At 45.6% G+C, this 16,472-nt stretch carries 18 protein-coding genes; 15 read left to right on the forward strand and 3 right to left on the reverse strand.

All coding sequences use genetic code 11. The features are described 5' to 3' along the window. Nucleotides 1–29: 29 nt before the first annotated feature. The 13 genes from cysE to L5M71_RS04625 all read left to right on the forward strand — a co-directional run bounded on the left by cysE (nucleotide 30) and on the right by L5M71_RS04625 (nucleotide 9,756). Nucleotides 30–851 (forward strand): serine O-acetyltransferase, encoded by an 822-nt coding sequence (gene cysE / locus L5M71_RS04565; RefSeq protein WP_028759817.1) that lies wholly within the window; start codon nucleotides 30–32, stop codon nucleotides 849–851. A gap of 378 nt (nucleotides 852–1,229) precedes the next feature. After that, on the forward strand, nucleotides 1,230–1,691 hold the full coding sequence (gene iscR / locus L5M71_RS04570; protein WP_006081858.1) for a Fe-S cluster assembly transcriptional regulator IscR: 462 nt from the start codon (nucleotides 1,230–1,232) through the stop codon (nucleotides 1,689–1,691). Nucleotides 1,692–1,771: 80 nt separating this feature from the next. Then, nucleotides 1,772–2,986, forward strand: coding sequence for an IscS subfamily cysteine desulfurase (locus L5M71_RS04575; RefSeq protein WP_028759818.1), 1,215 nt, complete (start codon nucleotides 1,772–1,774; stop codon nucleotides 2,984–2,986). Nucleotides 2,987–3,023: 37 nt separating this feature from the next. Further along, entirely contained in the window at nucleotides 3,024–3,407 is a 384-nt protein-coding gene (iscU, locus tag L5M71_RS04580) for a Fe-S cluster assembly scaffold IscU (RefSeq protein WP_006081856.1), read from the forward strand. Between the two features lie 14 nt (nucleotides 3,408–3,421). After that, nucleotides 3,422–3,745: an iron-sulfur cluster assembly protein IscA gene (gene iscA, locus L5M71_RS04585; RefSeq protein ID WP_006081855.1), complete on the forward strand. Its 324-nt coding sequence runs from the start codon at nucleotides 3,422–3,424 to the stop codon at nucleotides 3,743–3,745. 16 nt (nucleotides 3,746–3,761) lie between these two features. After that, nucleotides 3,762–4,286 carry a co-chaperone HscB gene (gene hscB, locus L5M71_RS04590; RefSeq protein WP_263164781.1) on the forward strand — a complete coding sequence of 175 codons (525 nt, stop codon included), beginning with the start codon at nucleotides 3,762–3,764 and terminating at the stop codon, nucleotides 4,284–4,286. A 67-nt stretch (nucleotides 4,287–4,353) separates the two neighbouring features. Continuing rightward, a complete protein-coding gene (gene hscA / locus L5M71_RS04595) occupies nucleotides 4,354–6,216 on the forward strand; it encodes a Fe-S protein assembly chaperone HscA (RefSeq protein ID WP_263205210.1) in 1,863 nt (620 codons plus the stop codon). Nucleotides 6,217–6,224: 8 nt separating this feature from the next. Next, nucleotides 6,225–6,563 (forward strand): ISC system 2Fe-2S type ferredoxin, encoded by a 339-nt coding sequence (gene fdx, locus L5M71_RS04600; protein WP_168827498.1) that lies wholly within the window; start codon nucleotides 6,225–6,227, stop codon nucleotides 6,561–6,563. A 157-nt stretch (nucleotides 6,564–6,720) separates the two neighbouring features. Continuing rightward, complete coding sequence (gene rimK / locus L5M71_RS04605) at nucleotides 6,721–7,626, forward strand: 30S ribosomal protein S6--L-glutamate ligase (protein ID WP_006081851.1); 906 nt, start codon at nucleotides 6,721–6,723, stop codon at nucleotides 7,624–7,626. 113 nt (nucleotides 7,627–7,739) lie between these two features. Next, a complete protein-coding gene (gene iscX / locus L5M71_RS04610) occupies nucleotides 7,740–7,937 on the forward strand; it encodes a Fe-S cluster assembly protein IscX (protein ID WP_028759821.1) in 198 nt (65 codons plus the stop codon). 217 nt (nucleotides 7,938–8,154) lie between these two features. After that, nucleotides 8,155–8,322 (forward strand): hypothetical protein, encoded by a 168-nt coding sequence (locus L5M71_RS04615; RefSeq protein ID WP_006081849.1) that lies wholly within the window; start codon nucleotides 8,155–8,157, stop codon nucleotides 8,320–8,322. A 197-nt stretch (nucleotides 8,323–8,519) separates the two neighbouring features. After that, nucleotides 8,520–8,951 carry a nucleoside-diphosphate kinase gene (gene ndk, locus L5M71_RS04620; protein WP_011789197.1) on the forward strand — a complete coding sequence of 144 codons (432 nt, stop codon included), beginning with the start codon at nucleotides 8,520–8,522 and terminating at the stop codon, nucleotides 8,949–8,951. Nucleotides 8,952–9,312: 361 nt separating this feature from the next. Then, entirely contained in the window at nucleotides 9,313–9,756 is a 444-nt protein-coding gene (locus L5M71_RS04625; RefSeq protein ID WP_028759822.1) for an Hsp20 family protein, read from the forward strand. A gap of 100 nt (nucleotides 9,757–9,856) precedes the next feature. On the opposite strand, the gene ilvN is transcribed toward L5M71_RS04625, so the two are convergent. From ilvN to L5M71_RS04640, 3 genes are all read right to left on the reverse strand, one after another. Next, nucleotides 9,857–10,351, reverse strand: a complete 495-nt coding sequence (gene ilvN, locus L5M71_RS04630; RefSeq protein WP_028759823.1) for an acetolactate synthase small subunit — start codon at nucleotides 10,349–10,351, stop codon at nucleotides 9,857–9,859. Further along, entirely contained in the window at nucleotides 10,351–12,069 is a 1,719-nt protein-coding gene (locus L5M71_RS04635; RefSeq protein ID WP_198572275.1) for an acetolactate synthase 3 large subunit, read from the reverse strand. Before L5M71_RS04635 ends, ilvN begins: the two co-directional genes overlap by 1 nt. A gap of 513 nt (nucleotides 12,070–12,582) precedes the next feature. Next, the gene (locus tag L5M71_RS04640) at nucleotides 12,583–13,806 is read right to left on the reverse strand and encodes a multidrug effflux MFS transporter (protein ID WP_263205206.1); all 1,224 of its coding nucleotides are present in this window, start codon (nucleotides 13,804–13,806) and stop codon (nucleotides 12,583–12,585) included. Nucleotides 13,807–14,360: 554 nt separating this feature from the next. Here L5M71_RS04640 and L5M71_RS04645 point away from each other — a divergent pair. Both L5M71_RS04645 and L5M71_RS04650 read left to right on the forward strand, forming a co-directional pair. Beyond that, nucleotides 14,361–16,217 (forward strand): choice-of-anchor I family protein, encoded by a 1,857-nt coding sequence (locus tag L5M71_RS04645; protein ID WP_263205204.1) that lies wholly within the window; start codon nucleotides 14,361–14,363, stop codon nucleotides 16,215–16,217. Nucleotides 16,218–16,315: 98 nt separating this feature from the next. After that, nucleotides 16,316–16,472: transposase (locus tag L5M71_RS04650; RefSeq protein ID WP_259573881.1), on the forward strand; the 157-nt coding region annotated here is incomplete at its 3' end.

Genomic DNA, 16,472 nt, shown 5'->3' on the forward strand with positions numbered 1-16,472 from the left:
TAATTAACACTAATCGCGAAGGATAAACAATGGGCGTGATAGCTAGGCTAAAAGAAGATATTGAATCTATATATCACCGTGATCCTGCGGCGCGTAGCGCGTTTGAGATCTTGGTTAACTATCCAGGCATGCATGCCATTTGGTTGCATCGGATAAGCCATAAGCTATGGAAGCGCGATTGGCGCTTAACGGCACGTTGTTTATCGACGTTTTCCCGTTGGTTGACAGGAGTTGAAATCCATCCTGGGGCAACCATAGGTCATCGATTTTTTATCGACCACGGTATGGGCGTTGTGATAGGTGAAACGGCTGAGATTGGTGATGATTGCACCCTTTATCACGGTGTCACGCTTGGTGGAACCACCTGGCAGGCGGGGAAACGTCACCCGACGTTAGCCAATAACGTGGTGGTGGGCGCAGGGGCAAAAATCCTCGGTCCTATTACCATGCACGATGGTGCGCGTGTGGGTTCGAATTCTGTTGTGGTGAAAGATGTGCCCAAAGATACCACGGTTGTGGGGATTCCTGGGCGCGTGGTGGCTACACCGTCACCGCAATCGAAAGAGAAAACTGAACGCCGCAGCGCGATGGCAAAAAAATATGGCTTCGATGCGTACGCGGTATCACCGGATAATCCCGATCCGGTGGCCAATGCAATAGGGCAGATGCTCGATCACATGCATTTGATGGACTCGAAAGTTCAAGAGTTGTGTCAAGCCATTCAAGGGCTAGGTGGTAATGTCTGCACCGAAAAACTGCCAGAGCTTGATATGGGCGAGTTTAATGATGCAGAAAAAGCGGCAGCGGAAAAACGCCATAGTGCATTAGATGAGTTTGATCCGAGTATCTAAGTTTCAAGAAATGGTTCAACGAAATGATTTAACTTAGTGGTCTAACTTGCTTAAGGGCTGACCCTCACAAGGGTTTCGTTTAGCGTTTTACTTTAGCTCATCCTGTTGTAAAGGCGCATATTGCGATCAAACCTGAGTTTGATCGCGCCATAGTACCGAGATCACTTTTATCCTGCGTTTATATCGTGCTAGTTGTCGATTAATTGGCGCTTTAGCATTGAATCTTAGGCTAGAAAAAGGTTAAATACCCCACCAAGATGAAAGGGTATTGGTTATGTGCACACTCATATACTTGAGTGTTTTAGTAGGTTTTAATACTTGACTGAATTACTCGGGTATGTTGAAATAATGCATACCTGTTCGGGAGCTATGGTAGTTATGAAACTTACATCAAAAGGTCGTTATGCAGTAACCGCTATGCTAGATGTGGCAATCCACTCAGCATCGGGACCAGTTCCCTTAGCGGATATCTCTGAAAGACAAGGGATTTCGCTTTCCTATCTGGAACAACTCTTCGCTAAGCTAAGAAAACACGGTTTAGTTGCCAGTGTACGTGGACCGGGCGGTGGTTATCGCTTAGGTCTAGAAGCCAATGATATTTCAGTCGGCATGGTTGTCCATGCCGTAGACGAGTCTGTCGATGCGACTCGTTGCCAAGGACTTGGCAATTGCCAGAGTGGAACTCGCTGTTTAACCCATTCACTTTGGGGCGATTTAAGCAAACAAATTTCCGATTTTTTAGATGGTATCAGTCTTGCCGGCTTGATGCAGAAGCGAGATGTGCAATTTATCTCACTTAAGCAAGACACTATGCAAAAGGAACAAAGAGTCAGTTTATAGCGGCACTTTGTTATATATAAAAATAATTTTTGTACGTTGTATGTAGCCTCTACCAGAGACTGCTCAGTACGGAGTGTGTTATGAAGCTTCCTATCTATTTAGATTATGCCGCCACCACGCCTGTTGATCCTAGAGTCGCGGAAAAGATGTTCCAATGCATGACAATGGACGGCATCTTTGGTAATCCGGCCTCACGTTCACACCGCTACGGCTGGCAAGCCGAAGAAGCGGTGGATATTGCTCGCAACCAAGTTGCCGAGTTAATTAACGCCGATCACCGCGAAATTGTGTTTACCTCTGGCGCGACGGAATCGAACAACTTAGCGATAAAAGGTGTTGCTCATTTCTATCACAAGAAAGGCAAGCACATCATCACCAGTAAGACTGAACATAAAGCGGTTCTCGATACTTGTCGCCAATTAGAGCGTGAAGGTTTCGAAGTGACTTATTTAGAGCCTGCTGCAAACGGCATCATTCCGATGGAACGTTTAGAAGCGGCAATGCGTGACGACACTATCCTTGTCAGCATCATGCACGTGAACAACGAAATCGGTGTTATCCACGATATCGATGCAATCGGTGAACTATGCCGTTCAAAAGGCATCATTTTCCACATGGATGCGGCGCAAAGTGCAGGCAAAGTACCTATCGATGTGCAAGCCACTAAAGTGGATTTGATCTCGATTTCTGGTCACAAAATGTATGGTCCTAAAGGTATAGGCGCACTATATGTTCGTCGTAAGCCACGCATTCGCTTAGAAGCGCAAATGCACGGTGGTGGTCATGAGCGTGGCATGCGTAGCGGTACGTTACCAACGCATCAAATCGTAGGTTTAGGCGAAGCTGCTGCAATCGCAAAAGCGGAAATGGCCTCTGATGATGCCCGTATCGGTGCATTACGTGACAAATTATGGAATGGCATCAAGCACATTGAAGAAACCTATATCAATGGTGATGCGATTGACCGTGTTAGCGGTAGCCTCAACGTCAGCTTCAACTATGTTGAAGGTGAGTCGTTAATGATGGCTCTGAAAGATTTAGCTGTTTCATCGGGTTCGGCTTGTACCTCAGCCAGCCTAGAGCCTAGTTACGTATTACGTGCACTTGGCTTAAACGATGAAATGGCACATAGCTCGATTCGTTTCTCAATCGGCCGTTTCACAACCGAAGAAGAAATCGATCACGCTATCGAAGTAATTACTCAATCTATTGATAAATTAAGAGAAATGTCTCCTTTGTGGGAAATGTTTAAAGATGGAATCGACCTGAACCAAGTTCAATGGGCACATCATTAATTCTGACCTTTACAATAGATAATTTTGGAGCAGTACCATGGCTTACAGTGAAAAAGTGATAGATCATTATGAGAACCCTCGTAACGTTGGTTCTTTTGATAAAAACGATCCTTCGGTCGTGACCGGTATGGTAGGCGCGCCTGCTTGCGGTGACGTGATGAAACTTCAGTTGAAAATTGGTGCTGATGGCATCATTCAAGACGCTAAGTTCAAAACCTACGGTTGTGGTAGCGCGATTGCGTCTAGCTCACTGGTAACTGAGTGGGTTAAAGGTAAGACTATCGAACAAGCTGCGGCGATCAAAAACACGGATATCGCTGAAGAATTGGCATTGCCACCAGTGAAGATCCACTGTTCAATTTTGGCTGAAGATGCCATTAAAGCTGCTATCGACGAGTACAAATCGAAACAAGCTAAGTAACATCTGGAGTTAAGATGGCGATTACAATGACCCCAGCGGCAGCCGATCGTGTCAGATCTTTCTTAGTCAACCGAGGCAAAGGTGTAGGCCTGCGTCTCGGCTTAAGAACATCAGGCTGTTCTGGTATGGCTTATGTACTTGAGTTCGTTGATTCTTTAAATGATGATGATGAAGTGTTTGATATCGAAGATGTGAAAATCATCATAGATGCCAAGAGCCTTATCTATCTTCAAGGGATCGAGCTGGATTTTGTTAAAGAAGGGCTGAATGAAGGCTTCCAATTTAATAATCCTAACGCAAAAGGTGAGTGTGGTTGTGGTGAGAGTTTCACTGTTTAACCGCTAAAGTTGACGCATGAATTATTTCGAGCTGTTTAAATTTTCCCCTGCCTTCGATATTGATACCGCCTTACTTGCAGAACGCTATCGCGAACTGCAACGGGCGGTTCATCCCGATAAATTTGCCAATGATACTGATCAGCAAAAATTGCTGTCGGTGCAGCGCACGGCGCAAGTCAATGATGGTTTTCAAACCTTAAAAGATCCCATTCGCCGCGCTGAGCATATGTTGTCGCTGCGTGGAATTGAATTAAGCCATGAAACCACGACAGTGAAAGATACCGGCTTCTTGATGCAGCAAATGGAATGGCGCGAGGCGTTAGAAGATATACGCGATAGTGCCGATCCTCAAGCAAGTATTGACGAGCTATATCAATCGTTTGCAGAGTACCGCGCGCAACTCACTCAGCAACTGACTCAACTATTAACCAGTGAGCAGGCTGAAGATGCATTGTTAGCGGCGGATCAAGTTCGCAAACTCAAATTTATGGCAAAATTACACGACGAGTTGACCAGAGTCGAAGACGCTCTGTTAGATTGATTTTCCGTGTTTATGTTACTTTGCTGACTCAAGTACGCTTGAGTTGGCATTACTAAGTTGGATATATATGGCCCTTTTGCAGATAGCTGAGCCCGGTCAAAGTGCCGCGCCGCACCAACATAGACTTGCCGTTGGCATCGATTTAGGTACGACCAATTCTTTGGTGGCGGCCGTTCGAAGTGGAGAGACGGCAACCCTGCCGGACGAACTTGGACAGCATTCATTACCTTCTATCGTGCGTTATACCCAAGATTCAGTCGAAGTCGGCGCACTTGCGGCGTTGAGTTCGGCGCAGGATCCGCAAAACACGATCGTTTCGGTAAAGCGTTTTATGGGCCGCAGCCTAGCGGATATTCAAGCTGGCGAGCAATCATTGCCCTACGAGTTTGCCGAAAGCGAAAACGGTTTACCTTTATTTGTGACTCCCCAAGGCCAAGTGAATCCCGTGCAAGTGTCTGCGGAGATTTTACGTCCGCTGATCGCCCGCGCTGAAAAAACCTTAGGCGGCGAACTGCAAGGCGTAGTGATCACTGTGCCTGCGTATTTCGACGATGCTCAGCGCCAAGGCTCTAAAGATGCTGCAGCTTTGCTGGGTGTTAAAGTGCTACGTTTGTTGAATGAACCGACGGCTGCTGCGATTGCCTATGGCTTAGATTCTAAGCAAGAGGGCGTTATTGCCATCTATGATTTAGGCGGCGGTACTTTCGATATTTCTATTTTGCGCTTGAATCGCGGTGTATTCGAAGTGTTAGCCACCGGTGGTGACTCAGCGCTTGGTGGCGATGATTTCGATCATTTACTGCAAGCACATATGCAACAAGTGTGGCTGCTTAGCGACATCGACTCACAATTAAGCCGTCAGTTGTTGATTGAATCGCGTCGAGTCAAAGAAGCCTTAACGGATGCAGCAGAAACTGAAGCAAAAGTGATCCTTGCCGATGGTACTGAACTGACGCAAATCGTTACTAAAGCTGAATTTGATGCCATGATTGCGGCATTGGTGAAAAAGACGATTGCCAGCTGTCGCCGTACCCTGCGTGATGCGGGCGTCACGACGGATGAAGTGCTTGAAACTGTGATGGTTGGCGGTTCAACGCGCGTGCCATTAGTGCGTGAACAGGTCGAAGCTTTCTTCGGTAAACCACCGCTGACATCTATCGATCCCGATCGTGTTGTCGCCATTGGTGCGGCCATTCAAGCCGACATTTTAGTGGGTAACAAACCCGAATCGGATTTGCTATTGCTCGATGTGATCCCTTTGTCATTAGGCATAGAGACCATGGGCGGCTTAGTTGAAAAAGTGGTGTCGCGTAATACCACGATTCCGGTTGCACGGGCGCAGGAATTTACCACCTTTAAAGATGGTCAAACGGCCATGGCATTCCATGTGGTGCAAGGTGAGCGTGAGCTCGTTGCCGATTGCCGCTCACTGGCGCGTTTTACCTTAAAGGGTATTCCGCCGTTAGCTGCAGGCGCTGCGCACATTCGGGTGACATTCCAAGTAGATGCTGATGGTTTACTTAGCGTGACCGCGATGGAAAAATCCACCGGCGTGCAGTCTAGTATTCAAGTTAAGCCGTCTTTTGGTTTATCGGATACTGAAATTGCCACTATGCTGAAAGATTCGATGAAGTATGCTAAAGACGATATCGGTCGTCGTATGCTGGCCGAACAGCAAGTGGAGGCGGCGAGGGTACTCGAGTCTTTACATGCCGCGTTAGCGAAGGATGGCGATTTGCTGAATGCCGATGAGCGTGCTCAGATCGATGCTACTATGGCCAATGTGGCGCAAGTGGCTACGGGCGATGATGCCGATGCGATTAAACTCGCGATTGAAAAACTGGATGAGCAAACCCAAGATTTTGCTGCCAGACGTATGGATAATTCTATTCGAGTGGCATTTAAAGGCCAGTCGATCGACAACATATAGGTGATGTAATGCCCCAATTAGTCTTTCTTCCCCATGCCGAGTTGTGCCCTGATGGCGCTGTGCTTGAGGCGAATGTTGGTGAGACCATTCTCGATGTTGCGCTGCGTAATGGCATCAATATCGAGCATGCCTGTGAAAAGTCCTGTGCTTGCACGACATGTCACTGTATCGTGCGTGAAGGCTTTAATGATCTTGAGCCAAGTGATGAGCTAGAAGATGACATGTTAGATAAAGCATGGGGACTCGAGCCCGAAAGCCGTCTATCTTGTCAGGCTAGAGTGGTCGACACTGACATGGTGATTGAGATCCCTAAATACACGGTTAACATGGTTAGCGAAGGCAATTAATATTGCTTCGATAATGATTAAAACCAGTCCACGTGACTGGTTTTTTGCTTTTGGCGTTGAGCATTTGTGCAACTAATCTTGTCTATGCCTCTAGTTGTTTGATTTATCCTTGCGCAGGCGTATTATGCGCTCAAAATTAATGGTTGCCGGAGACCAAATGAGAATAGCGATTTTATCGCAAGGGCCAGAGTTATATTCAACGAAGCGACTCGTTGAAGCGGCTCAATTACGTGGTCATGAAGTACACGTAATCAATCCCCTTGAATGTTATATGAATATCAATATGCGGCAATCGAGTATCCACATTGGCGGGCGAGAGTTACCTGCATTTGATGCCGTGATCCCCCGTATTGGGGCGTCGATTACCTTTTATGGTTCGGCGGTGTTGCGCCAATTTGAGATGATGGGCGTCTATGCCTTAAATGATTCAGTTGGAATTTCCCGCTCACGGGACAAATTGCGTTCTATGCAGCTGATGTCACGCCGCGGTATTGGTTTGCCTATTACCGGTTTTGCCAATAAACCGAGTGATATTCCTGACTTAATTGATATGGTGGGTGGCGCGCCTCTGGTGATTAAATTACTCGAAGGCACCCAAGGCATTGGCGTGGTATTAGCCGAGACCCGCAAAGCGGCTGAGAGCGTGATTGAAGCCTTTATGGGCCTGAAAGCCAACATCATGGTGCAGGAATATATCAAAGAAGCCAACGGCGCAGACATTCGCTGTTTCGTGCTCGGTGATAAAGTGATTGCCGCCATGAAACGTCAAGCTATGCCCGGTGAGTTCCGCTCTAATTTGCACCGTGGTGGCACGGCGAGTTTAGTCAAACTAACTCCTGAAGAGCGCTCTGTGGCTATTCGTGCGGCGAAGACGATGGGATTGAATGTGGCAGGGGTTGATTTGTTACGCTCAAACCATGGCCCAGTGATCATGGAAGTGAACTCTTCACCAGGGCTTGAGGGGATTGAAGGTGCCACCACGAAAGATGTGGCGGGTGCTATTATTGATTTTGTTGAAAAAAATGCGATTAAAGTAAAAAAGGTGACGCAAGCACAGGGTTAACACCCTTGGTGTCGAGTATTGACTACGGAATATCAACACTTGATTCACCTCCTTATGGGTAACGGCGTTAAGCACTAGCTTACCCATTCAAGCGAACCGAATAGGGGAAAACGATGACATTAACTTGGATAGATTCGTTAGATATTGCGTTGGAATTACTCGAAGCACACCCAGAGGTGAATCCCACTCAGCTGCATTTCACCCAACTGTATGAGTGGGTGTTAGCTTTGAATGATTTTGCAGATGATCCTAAGCATTGCAATGAAAAAATACTGGAAGCAATTCAGCAGTGTTGGATTGATGAAAAGTAGTGAGCACAGTTGTGGTACGGCTTTTTATGTGAGGCATCTTGTCCTTCAGAAGATTAACTAAGGTGATTTATCTCACGTATTTGCAGTGGCGCAGAGAATATTTGGCGAGAGTTTGATCACAGTCAAGTTCATTTTCAGTGGATATCGTAATTTGTTGTATATTGGTTAAGGCATTTATATGGCTTAACTTTATTATCGCAACTGCAAGGATGTTCACATGAAACTTTTGCTTGTATTGTTATGTATGCTTGTCCCTTCAATGGCTTGGGCTCATCCAGGTCATGGCGGTGTCGGTTTATTCCATCACTTGTTAGATCTTGCACCTGCAGTCATTTTAGTCGCTTTGATTGCATGGGCTGGTATTTGGGCAAAAAATAGAAAATAATCCCATTTTTTAATGAGTTAATGAACCCTGCTAAGGATTTATCCTCCTAGCGGGGTATTTTGTGTGATCAAACTGATTACGAATAAAGCGAATGTGCGCAATATCTCAGACTAATTTGCTATAAAGATAGGATTTAGCTTTTAAATTTCGTATAATCCGCGCGAATTTTTTAAACTTGCTGACAAAGGAAGCTAGTTATGGCGATCGAACGCACATTTTCTATTATCAAGCCAGATGCTGTTGCAAAAAACCACATCGGTGCTATCTACAATCGTTTTGAAACTGCTGGTCTTAAGATCGTTGCAGCTAAAATGTTACACCTGACCAAAGAACAAGCTGAAGGTTTCTATGCTGAGCATAGCGAGCGCGGTTTCTTCGGTGCTCTGGTTGCATTTATGACTTCTGGTCCAATCATGGTTCAAGTATTAGAAGGCGAAAACGCTGTTTTAGCTCACCGTGAAATTTTAGGTGCAACTAATCCAGCTCAAGCAGCTCCTGGTACTATCCGTGCTGATTTCGCAGAAAGCATTGACGAAAACGCGGCTCACGGTTCAGATGCTGTTGAATCTGCTGCTCGTGAAATTGCTTACTTCTTCAGCGCTGAAGAATTGTGTCCACGCACTCGTTAATTCGATGCTAAGACTAAAAAAGGAGCCTAGGCTCCTTTTTTATTGGCTGCAATTTAGTGAATATAGATTTCCGTATTGCAATGACGCTAATCCCTTTATACAAATCACACGTCAATTCAAAGTGTTAAAACTTAATTAGAGTTTGTTTTTATTAGTCTTTTTAAATTTTGCACATTTTTTAATTTTCTTGCTTGAAATTTTCTCTCCCGTCCTTATATCTATTTCAGGATCGCTCGATGAGGATCCTAGTGTGAATTCTGTGCCGTAAGGACAGAAGATTTAACTCGGCAGACTCTACAAGCGTTTTCATCGTGAAAACCGTCCGCCAATTCTCCATATTGCTTAAGACAAGGATATGAATATGCGTAATTATGATCTAGCTCCCCTGTACCGTAGTGCCATTGGTTTTGACCGTTTAGCTCAGCTGGCAGAACATGCCGCCGCTAATAATGGCAATACTGGCTATCCCCCATATAACATTGAATTATTAGGCGAAAATCGCTATCGCATTACTATGGCCGTGGCCGGATTCTCAATGAATGAACTTGAGATCAGCAGTGAAGGTGAGAAATTACTGGTGAAAGGCAATAAAGCTGAAAGCCAAACCGAGCGTAAATACTTGTACCAAGGCATAGCGGAACGCGGTTTTGAGCGCACTTTCCAACTGGCAGACTATGTCACTGTGCTCGGCGCAAGTTTAGAAAATGGCTTACTCAATATTGATTTAGTGCGTGAAATCCCTGAAGCGTTGAAACCACGCAAAATCGAGATCACTTCATCGCGCTTGCTAGACAGCCAGTCATAATTGACACTGTGGTAACCACCTAAAAACAAGGGGAGCATAATGCTCCCCTTGATGTTTTTGTGTTCACGCAAAAAATGTCCGCGAGATTTCCGTGAGAAAGCTACGCTTTCATGGCCTTTTCTCCGCGAGCCAAACCCACCACGCCGGAGCGAGAGACTTCGACCAATTTAGTCACTTCACCTAGCGCATGGATAAACGCATCGAGTTTCTCTGATGTGCCGACCATTTGGATGGTATATAAATTGGCGGTGACATCGACAATTTGGCCGCGGAAAATGTCCGCCATCCGTTTAACTTCTTCCCTAAACTCGCCTTGGGCGCGGACCTTAATAAGGGCTAATTCGCGTTCAATATAAGCAGACTCGGTAATATTCGAAACTTTTAACACATCGATGAGTTTATGTAGCTGCTTCTCTATCTGCTCTAACACCATTTCATCGGCAACGACCGTGATGTTAAGCCGCGATAGTGTGATATCGTCCGTTGGCGCCACCGTTAAACTTTCAATGTTATAACCGCGCTGTGAAAACAAACCGACCACACGAGACAGGGCGCCGGATTGGTTTTCTAATAATACAGATATAATTCGACGCATTAGCATTTCTCCGTCTTAGTCAGCCACATTTCATTCATCGCACCACCGCGGATCAACATGGGGTACACGTGCTCAGTTTCATCCACCATGATGTCGATAAAGACCAGTCTGTCTTTCATCGCTAGCGCTTCTGCCATTTTTGACTCAAGTTCGGCGGGATCGCTGATCGTCATACCTACATGGCCATAGGCCTCGGCAATTTTGGCAAAATTGGGTACTGAATCCATATAGGAATGTGAGTGACGGCCAGAGTAAATCATGTCCTGCCATTGTTTAACCATGCCAAGGAAACGATTGTTTAAGTTGATAATTTTAACCGGCGTATCATATTGCAGCGCGGTCGAAAGCTCTTGAATGTTCATCTGAATTGAACCATCACCCGTGACACAGACAACTGTGGCATCAGGCATCGCCATTTTAACCCCCATCGCTGCGGGTAGGCCAAATCCCATGGTGCCTAGACCCCCTGAGTTGATCCAGCGGCGCGGCTTATCGAACGGATAGTACAAGGCGGCAAACATCTGGTGCTGGCCAACATCAGAGGCGACATAGGCATCGCCATTGGTCAGCTTATACAAGGTTTCAATCACTTGCTGTGGTTTGATGCGACCACTGTTTTTGTCATAGGCCAGACAATCGCGGCCGCGCCATTGCTCAATATCATTCCACCAAGTGGCGATGGCATCGTTGTCATTGTGCTCGTTCGATTCATCTAACAGTGTCAACATGCTGTCTAAAATACTGTCGGCCGACCCTACGATGGGAATGTCGACGTGGATAGTTTTTGAAATAGACGAGGGATCGATATCTATGTGCAAAATGGTCGCGTTCGGGCAATATTTTTCCACATTATTAGTGGTTCTATCGTCGAAGCGCACACCAATACCGAAGATCAAATCGCAGTTATGCATAGTCATGTTGGCTTCGTAGCGACCGTGCATCCCTAGCATGCCTAGGCTGTTTTTGTGGGTACTTGGAAAAGCCCCCAGTCCCATGAGTGTGCTGACGACGGGAATATTTAATCTCTCAGCTAATTGTAAAATTTGCTTATCACAACCCGAGATAATGGCGCCACCACCGACATAGAGCACAGGCTTTTTAGCCGCTAATAGTGCCTGTATTCCACGACGGATCTGTCCTTTATGCCCCGAGGTTGTCGGGTTGTACGAGCGCATTTTCACGCTTTCGGGATAAATATATTCGTGCAGCAGCGCTGGGTTTAAGCAATCTTTTGGTAGGTCGACGACCACAGGCCCAGGACGGCCGGTAGAGGCAATATAAAAGGCTTTTTTTATCGTTTCAGGGATTTGAGTGGGATCTTTAACTAAAAAGCTATGTTTGACCACTGGACGAGAGATACCGATCATATCGCATTCTTGGAAGGCGTCATTACCGATAAGGTTGCTCGGTACTTGACCCGATAATACGACGAGGGGAATAGAGTCCATGTAGGCGGTGGCAATACCGGTAATCGCGTTGGTGGCACCGGGTCCTGAAGTGACTAATACCACACCCACTTTACCCGTGGCACGGGCGTAGCCATCGGCCATGTGTACGGCGGCTTGTTCGTGGCGAACGAGTATGTGTTCAATACCTGGGATAACGTGCAGGGCATCGTAGATATCTAAAACTGAACCGCCAGGATAGCCAAAAATGTGCTTTACGCCTTCATCAATCAAAGAACGCACTATCATGCTGGCGCCGGATAACATCTCCATGTGGAACTCCTATTGCATAGTACCGTTACGGTAAACAGTATTTTGTTACAGCGACGGTAATCGCTCTAAAAATTAAGCCTGAAGGGTAATTCAGACTCCGAAATGCTGAACTGACTTCGTAGAAGACAAGTGATTCATCCTTAGGATGCAGCAACTGTTGCAATGAACAGAATTTCATCATATTCAAAAAAAACAACATTTCAAGCCTTTTATGTAAAAAATAACCAACTTGAAACAATTTCACGTTTGAATGGCTGGATAACTTGCTGGAATCGCCAAGTAATCTAGGCTGATTTATGGGCTTATCTTATATTTTTCAGATTTTTAGATGCTTAAAAAGCAAAAACGGCACTAAAAGTGCCGTTTTGCTGTGGGACGTTAGATAAGCAGATACTTAACTGTTGCGATTAAATATTACTTATTTGCTACAAAAAGCCAATGCGCTGTTTTCACGCGATCAAACATGTGTTGCCGATGAGGCATTGGTATCCATGATTTCTTAAAAATAGACCCTTAAACCGTCGGCTGTATTTGATGCTTTGGACGATTGAATTGGCAAATGCCGACTAACACAATAGAGCCTAACATGAGGGCAGAGAAAGGCACTGCTGTGCCATCATAGAACACCGCTAATAACGGCCCCGCTAACGCGCCACAGCCAAATCTTAATGTGCCAATAACCGCCGTTGCCGTTCCGGTTTCTTGTTTGAACTTCATCAGCACTATCGCATCGGCGTTGACTGACATCACCCCTAGGCTGCCCATCAAAGGAATAAGCATGATCACGGTAAAATGATAGCTCATATCCAGTAGGTTGACGGTTAATAAACCAGCTCCCGCAATAGCGCCAAAAAAGGTCGATACGTGCAACATACGCAGCGAACCATAGCGGCCGACAATGCGAGTATTAATGATATTGGCCAACATCAAGGCGCCAACGTTGGTGCTAAACAAGATGGCAAAATAGGATTTATCTAAGGCAAAGACTTCCATATAAACGAAGGGGGATGCGGTGAGATAACAGAAAAACGCAAAAGACGTTAACACGCCGCTGGCAATGTTTAACTTAACGCCAGGTCGGGAAAATACGGTCGCATAGGCACCAAGAAATGATTTTTGGCTGCGGGTATCCATATCTTTATCACTGGGCATTTTTAGCGCAAACAGCACGAGTAATAACAGGGTTGCGGCATAGGCAGATTGAATGAAGAAGATTAAATGCCAATCACCGAGTTCTAAGATAACGCTGCCAATGCTAGGTGCCAGTAATGGCGCTAACATCATGATTAAACTCACGTAAGACATACCTTTGGCGGTATTATCGCCATAGACTTCTTTGATGTATCCCGGTACCACCACAGTCGCTGCTGCGCCGATAAAGGCCTGCAAAAAGCGTAGTCCAAGAAAGATTTCGACTTGACCAGCAAAACCAATCAATAAACTTGTTAGCATAAAGCCACTCAGCCCCATTATCACCATAGGGCGACGGCCAATGCGGTCAGCTAAGGGACCGAAACACAACATGCCCAGTGCATAACCTGCTAAGTAGATACTCAGGGACTGTTGCACTGTTGTGATATCGGTATGAAAACTAAGGGCCAATGTCGACATCGCAGGTAAGTACATGTCGATGGCCAATGGTGTGATCGCGACAATCGCCGCTAGCATGGGAATAAGCAGTGCTAAATTCGGTATACGTCTGCCGTTATGGGCTGAAGGTTGTGATTGTGGGTCCACTGTTACCTCGGGTGGCGAAAGAATTGAAAGCGTATTTCTCAGGGTTATGCGGCGCGGTTTAAATTGTACTAGGACAATTCACTTTAATCCGTCCATTTTTAGCCAGCATCTTGCGCTAATTGGCGGTGTTTGGGGAAAAGTGAATTGTGCTTCGATCAATTTTCACGGTAAGGCATTAAGCAATAGCATAGTAAAGCGCTAGGACAAATAAACCAATCTTTGCGATGATTTCTTTACTGTATTTTACCGATTAAATTGTAACTAAGTGGTAAGTTTGATTATCGAGGCATCACTTTAGTGGATTGAGCCGTTATCTTCACAAGATTCTTCATTTAAATCTTTCTTATCAAGTCTTTCTTATCAAATTGCAGCCCTTTGTAACTCAGTTCTTTACATCTTGGTCCTTCACATCCTTATGGTTCAAACTGACTCATTCAAAAGTGTGAGTTGTCATCTGAGTGTCACTGCTTTGTCATCTAGGTGTCTTTTATGCTGACTAATTTAGTGGGCTTTAGCTTCACCCTACTAAAAATAAAATATTCAGGAATGACACGATGAAAACACAACGACTCCCGCTTGCAGCCGCCATTATGGCGAGCTTATTGCTCGGTGCTTGCAGCGGTGATGATGGCGACAACGGCTTAAATTCACTGGTTAAAGTGACCGCATTAACTATTGGTGATGCAAATTGTCCCGCCGGTGGTCAGCGTATTGATACCGGATTAGATGCCAACCATAATGGACAATTGGATGACAATGAAATTGCAGTCGCGCAAACCCAATATGTTTGCCTGCCACAAACTGCAAGCTTAAAGGCTGAGTTAATTGGTCGTCATCAGACTGGCGTTTATGGCTTAAGTGCCGCCGAAATTGTTGAATATCATAGTGCTTCAAACCGTATTTTTGTGGTCAATGCGATTAGCGGCAAAGTCGATATTATCGATGGCAGCTTATTAGCGACTGCATCAAACGCCACAGATCCTTTAGCATTGAATAATCTCGATAAATTAGCAGAACTCGATGTTGCTAAGGATGTGGGTCAAGCCTTTATGGGTAGCGTGAATAGCGTGAGTATTTCAGGCAACTTGTTAGCGGCTGCCATTGAGTGTGGTGACTCTGCAGGCAATAAAACCCAAGCCAATGGTTTTGTGGCTTTTTATCAGCTTAACGGCACAGATGCTCCGCAGTTTATCAGCGCCGTCGAAGTCGGTGCTTTACCCGATAATGTAGTGTTCACCCACGACGGTAAAACCTTACTCGTGGCCAATGAAGGCGAACCTAATCCTGCTTATACCTTAGATCCTGAAGGCAGTGTTGCGCTGATTGCTATTACTGACGGTAAGCCTGCAGCCGCTGCGACCATCATAGATTTTAGTGTGTTTAATCAGGGCGGTGCGCATGCAAGTGAAATCACCGCTGACATTAAAATTAATGGTCCAATGGCGAGTGTGGCGCAGGATTTAGAACCTGAATATATCGCCATTAGCCATGATAACCGCCGTGCATTTGTCAGTTTACAAGAGAACAATGCTATTGCCGTGATTGATATCGCCAATGCGAAAGTCTCGAAGATTTTACCGCTAGGCCTCAAAGATTACGGGCTTGATGTGAATAAAATTGATGCGAGTGACAAAGATAATCTTGTGAACCTGCAAAGTTACACAGGGGTGTACGGCATGTATCAACCCGATACCCTTGCTAGTTACCGTTGGAATAACACTGACTTTATTGTGACTGCGAATGAAGGTGACTCCCGTGACTATGCGGCTTTTTCGGAAGAAGCCCGCGCAGGGGATTTAGTGCTCGACTCGAATCATCCGCAATTTGCCAACGCGAAAGATAAAACCCAATTAGCGCGTCTTAAGGTAACGAAGAGCATGGGGGACGATGATAAGGATGGCGACTACGACAAAGTCGTGAGCTTTGGTGCTCGTTCCTTCTCGATTTGGAATGCTGATGGTCAGCAAGTGTTTGACAGTGGCAGTGATTTTGAACGTATTACCGCCGCACTACTGGGGGATAAGTTCAACAATAACAACGAAGAAAATAAAGGTGATAGTCGCAGCGATGACAAGGGGCCAGAGCCAGAAGCTTTAGCCCTAGGCCAAATTGGTCAACGACTATATGCCTTTGTTGGTTTAGAACGTACCTCTGGCTTTATGATCTATGACGTGACTAATCCTTTTGATGTGCATTTTGTCGACTATGTTGTGAACCGTGATTTTGAAGCTGACTTCGTTGTCGATACCGCTACAGGTGCAGTTAAAGGTGATGCAACATTGGCGGGTGATTTAGGGCCAGAAGGGATGAAATTTGTCAGTGCCGATAAAAGCCCTAACGGTAATCCTTTGTTAATCATAGGCAATGAAGTTAGTGGCACCACGAGTGTTTACCAACTTAAGATTAAATAGTGGTGCACTAGGGTCTGTTGATCTTTCGAGAGTAATTTTTAGACAGCATGGCAAGACGTTATAATTTGCTTCGCCAAAAGTAACCATAACCTCAAGCCATGCCAAGACTTATGCTAACCGATGCACGCTGGGAAAAGCTATTTCATTTAATGAAAAGCACAGGCCGTGTTTATGACAAACCTGAACATAGACAAACATTCGAAGGTATTCTTTACCGCCTTAGAACAGGTATCCCTTGGCGAGATTTACCTAAAG

This window comes from Shewanella sp. SW1 (genome assembly GCF_025653545.1).
Lineage (GTDB): Bacteria > Pseudomonadota > Gammaproteobacteria > Enterobacterales > Shewanellaceae > Shewanella > Shewanella oncorhynchi.

Bases quoted from the DNA above. Each gene is read 5' to 3' on its own strand.
- cysE (WP_028759817.1), top strand. From the start codon at position 30: ATGGGCGTGATAGCTAGGCTAAAAGAAGATATTGAATCTATATATCAC.
- iscR (WP_006081858.1), top strand. From the start codon at position 1,230: ATGAAACTTACATCAAAAGGTCGTTATGCAGTAACCGCTATGCTAGAT.
- L5M71_RS04575 (WP_028759818.1), top strand. From the start codon at position 1,772: ATGAAGCTTCCTATCTATTTAGATTATGCCGCCACCACGCCTGTTGAT.
- iscU (WP_006081856.1), top strand. From the start codon at position 3,024: ATGGCTTACAGTGAAAAAGTGATAGATCATTATGAGAACCCTCGTAAC.
- iscA (WP_006081855.1), top strand. From the start codon at position 3,422: ATGGCGATTACAATGACCCCAGCGGCAGCCGATCGTGTCAGATCTTTC.
- hscB (WP_263164781.1), top strand. From the start codon at position 3,762: ATGAATTATTTCGAGCTGTTTAAATTTTCCCCTGCCTTCGATATTGAT.
- hscA (WP_263205210.1), top strand. From the start codon at position 4,354: ATGGCCCTTTTGCAGATAGCTGAGCCCGGTCAAAGTGCCGCGCCGCAC.
- fdx (WP_168827498.1), top strand. From the start codon at position 6,225: ATGCCCCAATTAGTCTTTCTTCCCCATGCCGAGTTGTGCCCTGATGGC.
- rimK (WP_006081851.1), top strand. From the start codon at position 6,721: ATGAGAATAGCGATTTTATCGCAAGGGCCAGAGTTATATTCAACGAAG.
- iscX (WP_028759821.1), top strand. From the start codon at position 7,740: ATGACATTAACTTGGATAGATTCGTTAGATATTGCGTTGGAATTACTC.
- L5M71_RS04615 (WP_006081849.1), top strand. From the start codon at position 8,155: ATGAAACTTTTGCTTGTATTGTTATGTATGCTTGTCCCTTCAATGGCT.
- ndk (WP_011789197.1), top strand. From the start codon at position 8,520: ATGGCGATCGAACGCACATTTTCTATTATCAAGCCAGATGCTGTTGCA.
- L5M71_RS04625 (WP_028759822.1), top strand. From the start codon at position 9,313: ATGCGTAATTATGATCTAGCTCCCCTGTACCGTAGTGCCATTGGTTTT.
- ilvN (WP_028759823.1), bottom strand. From the start codon at position 10,351: ATGCGTCGAATTATATCTGTATTATTAGAAAACCAATCCGGCGCCCTG.
- L5M71_RS04635 (WP_198572275.1), bottom strand. From the start codon at position 12,069: ATGGAGATGTTATCCGGCGCCAGCATGATAGTGCGTTCTTTGATTGAT.
- L5M71_RS04645 (WP_263205204.1), top strand. From the start codon at position 14,361: ATGAAAACACAACGACTCCCGCTTGCAGCCGCCATTATGGCGAGCTTA.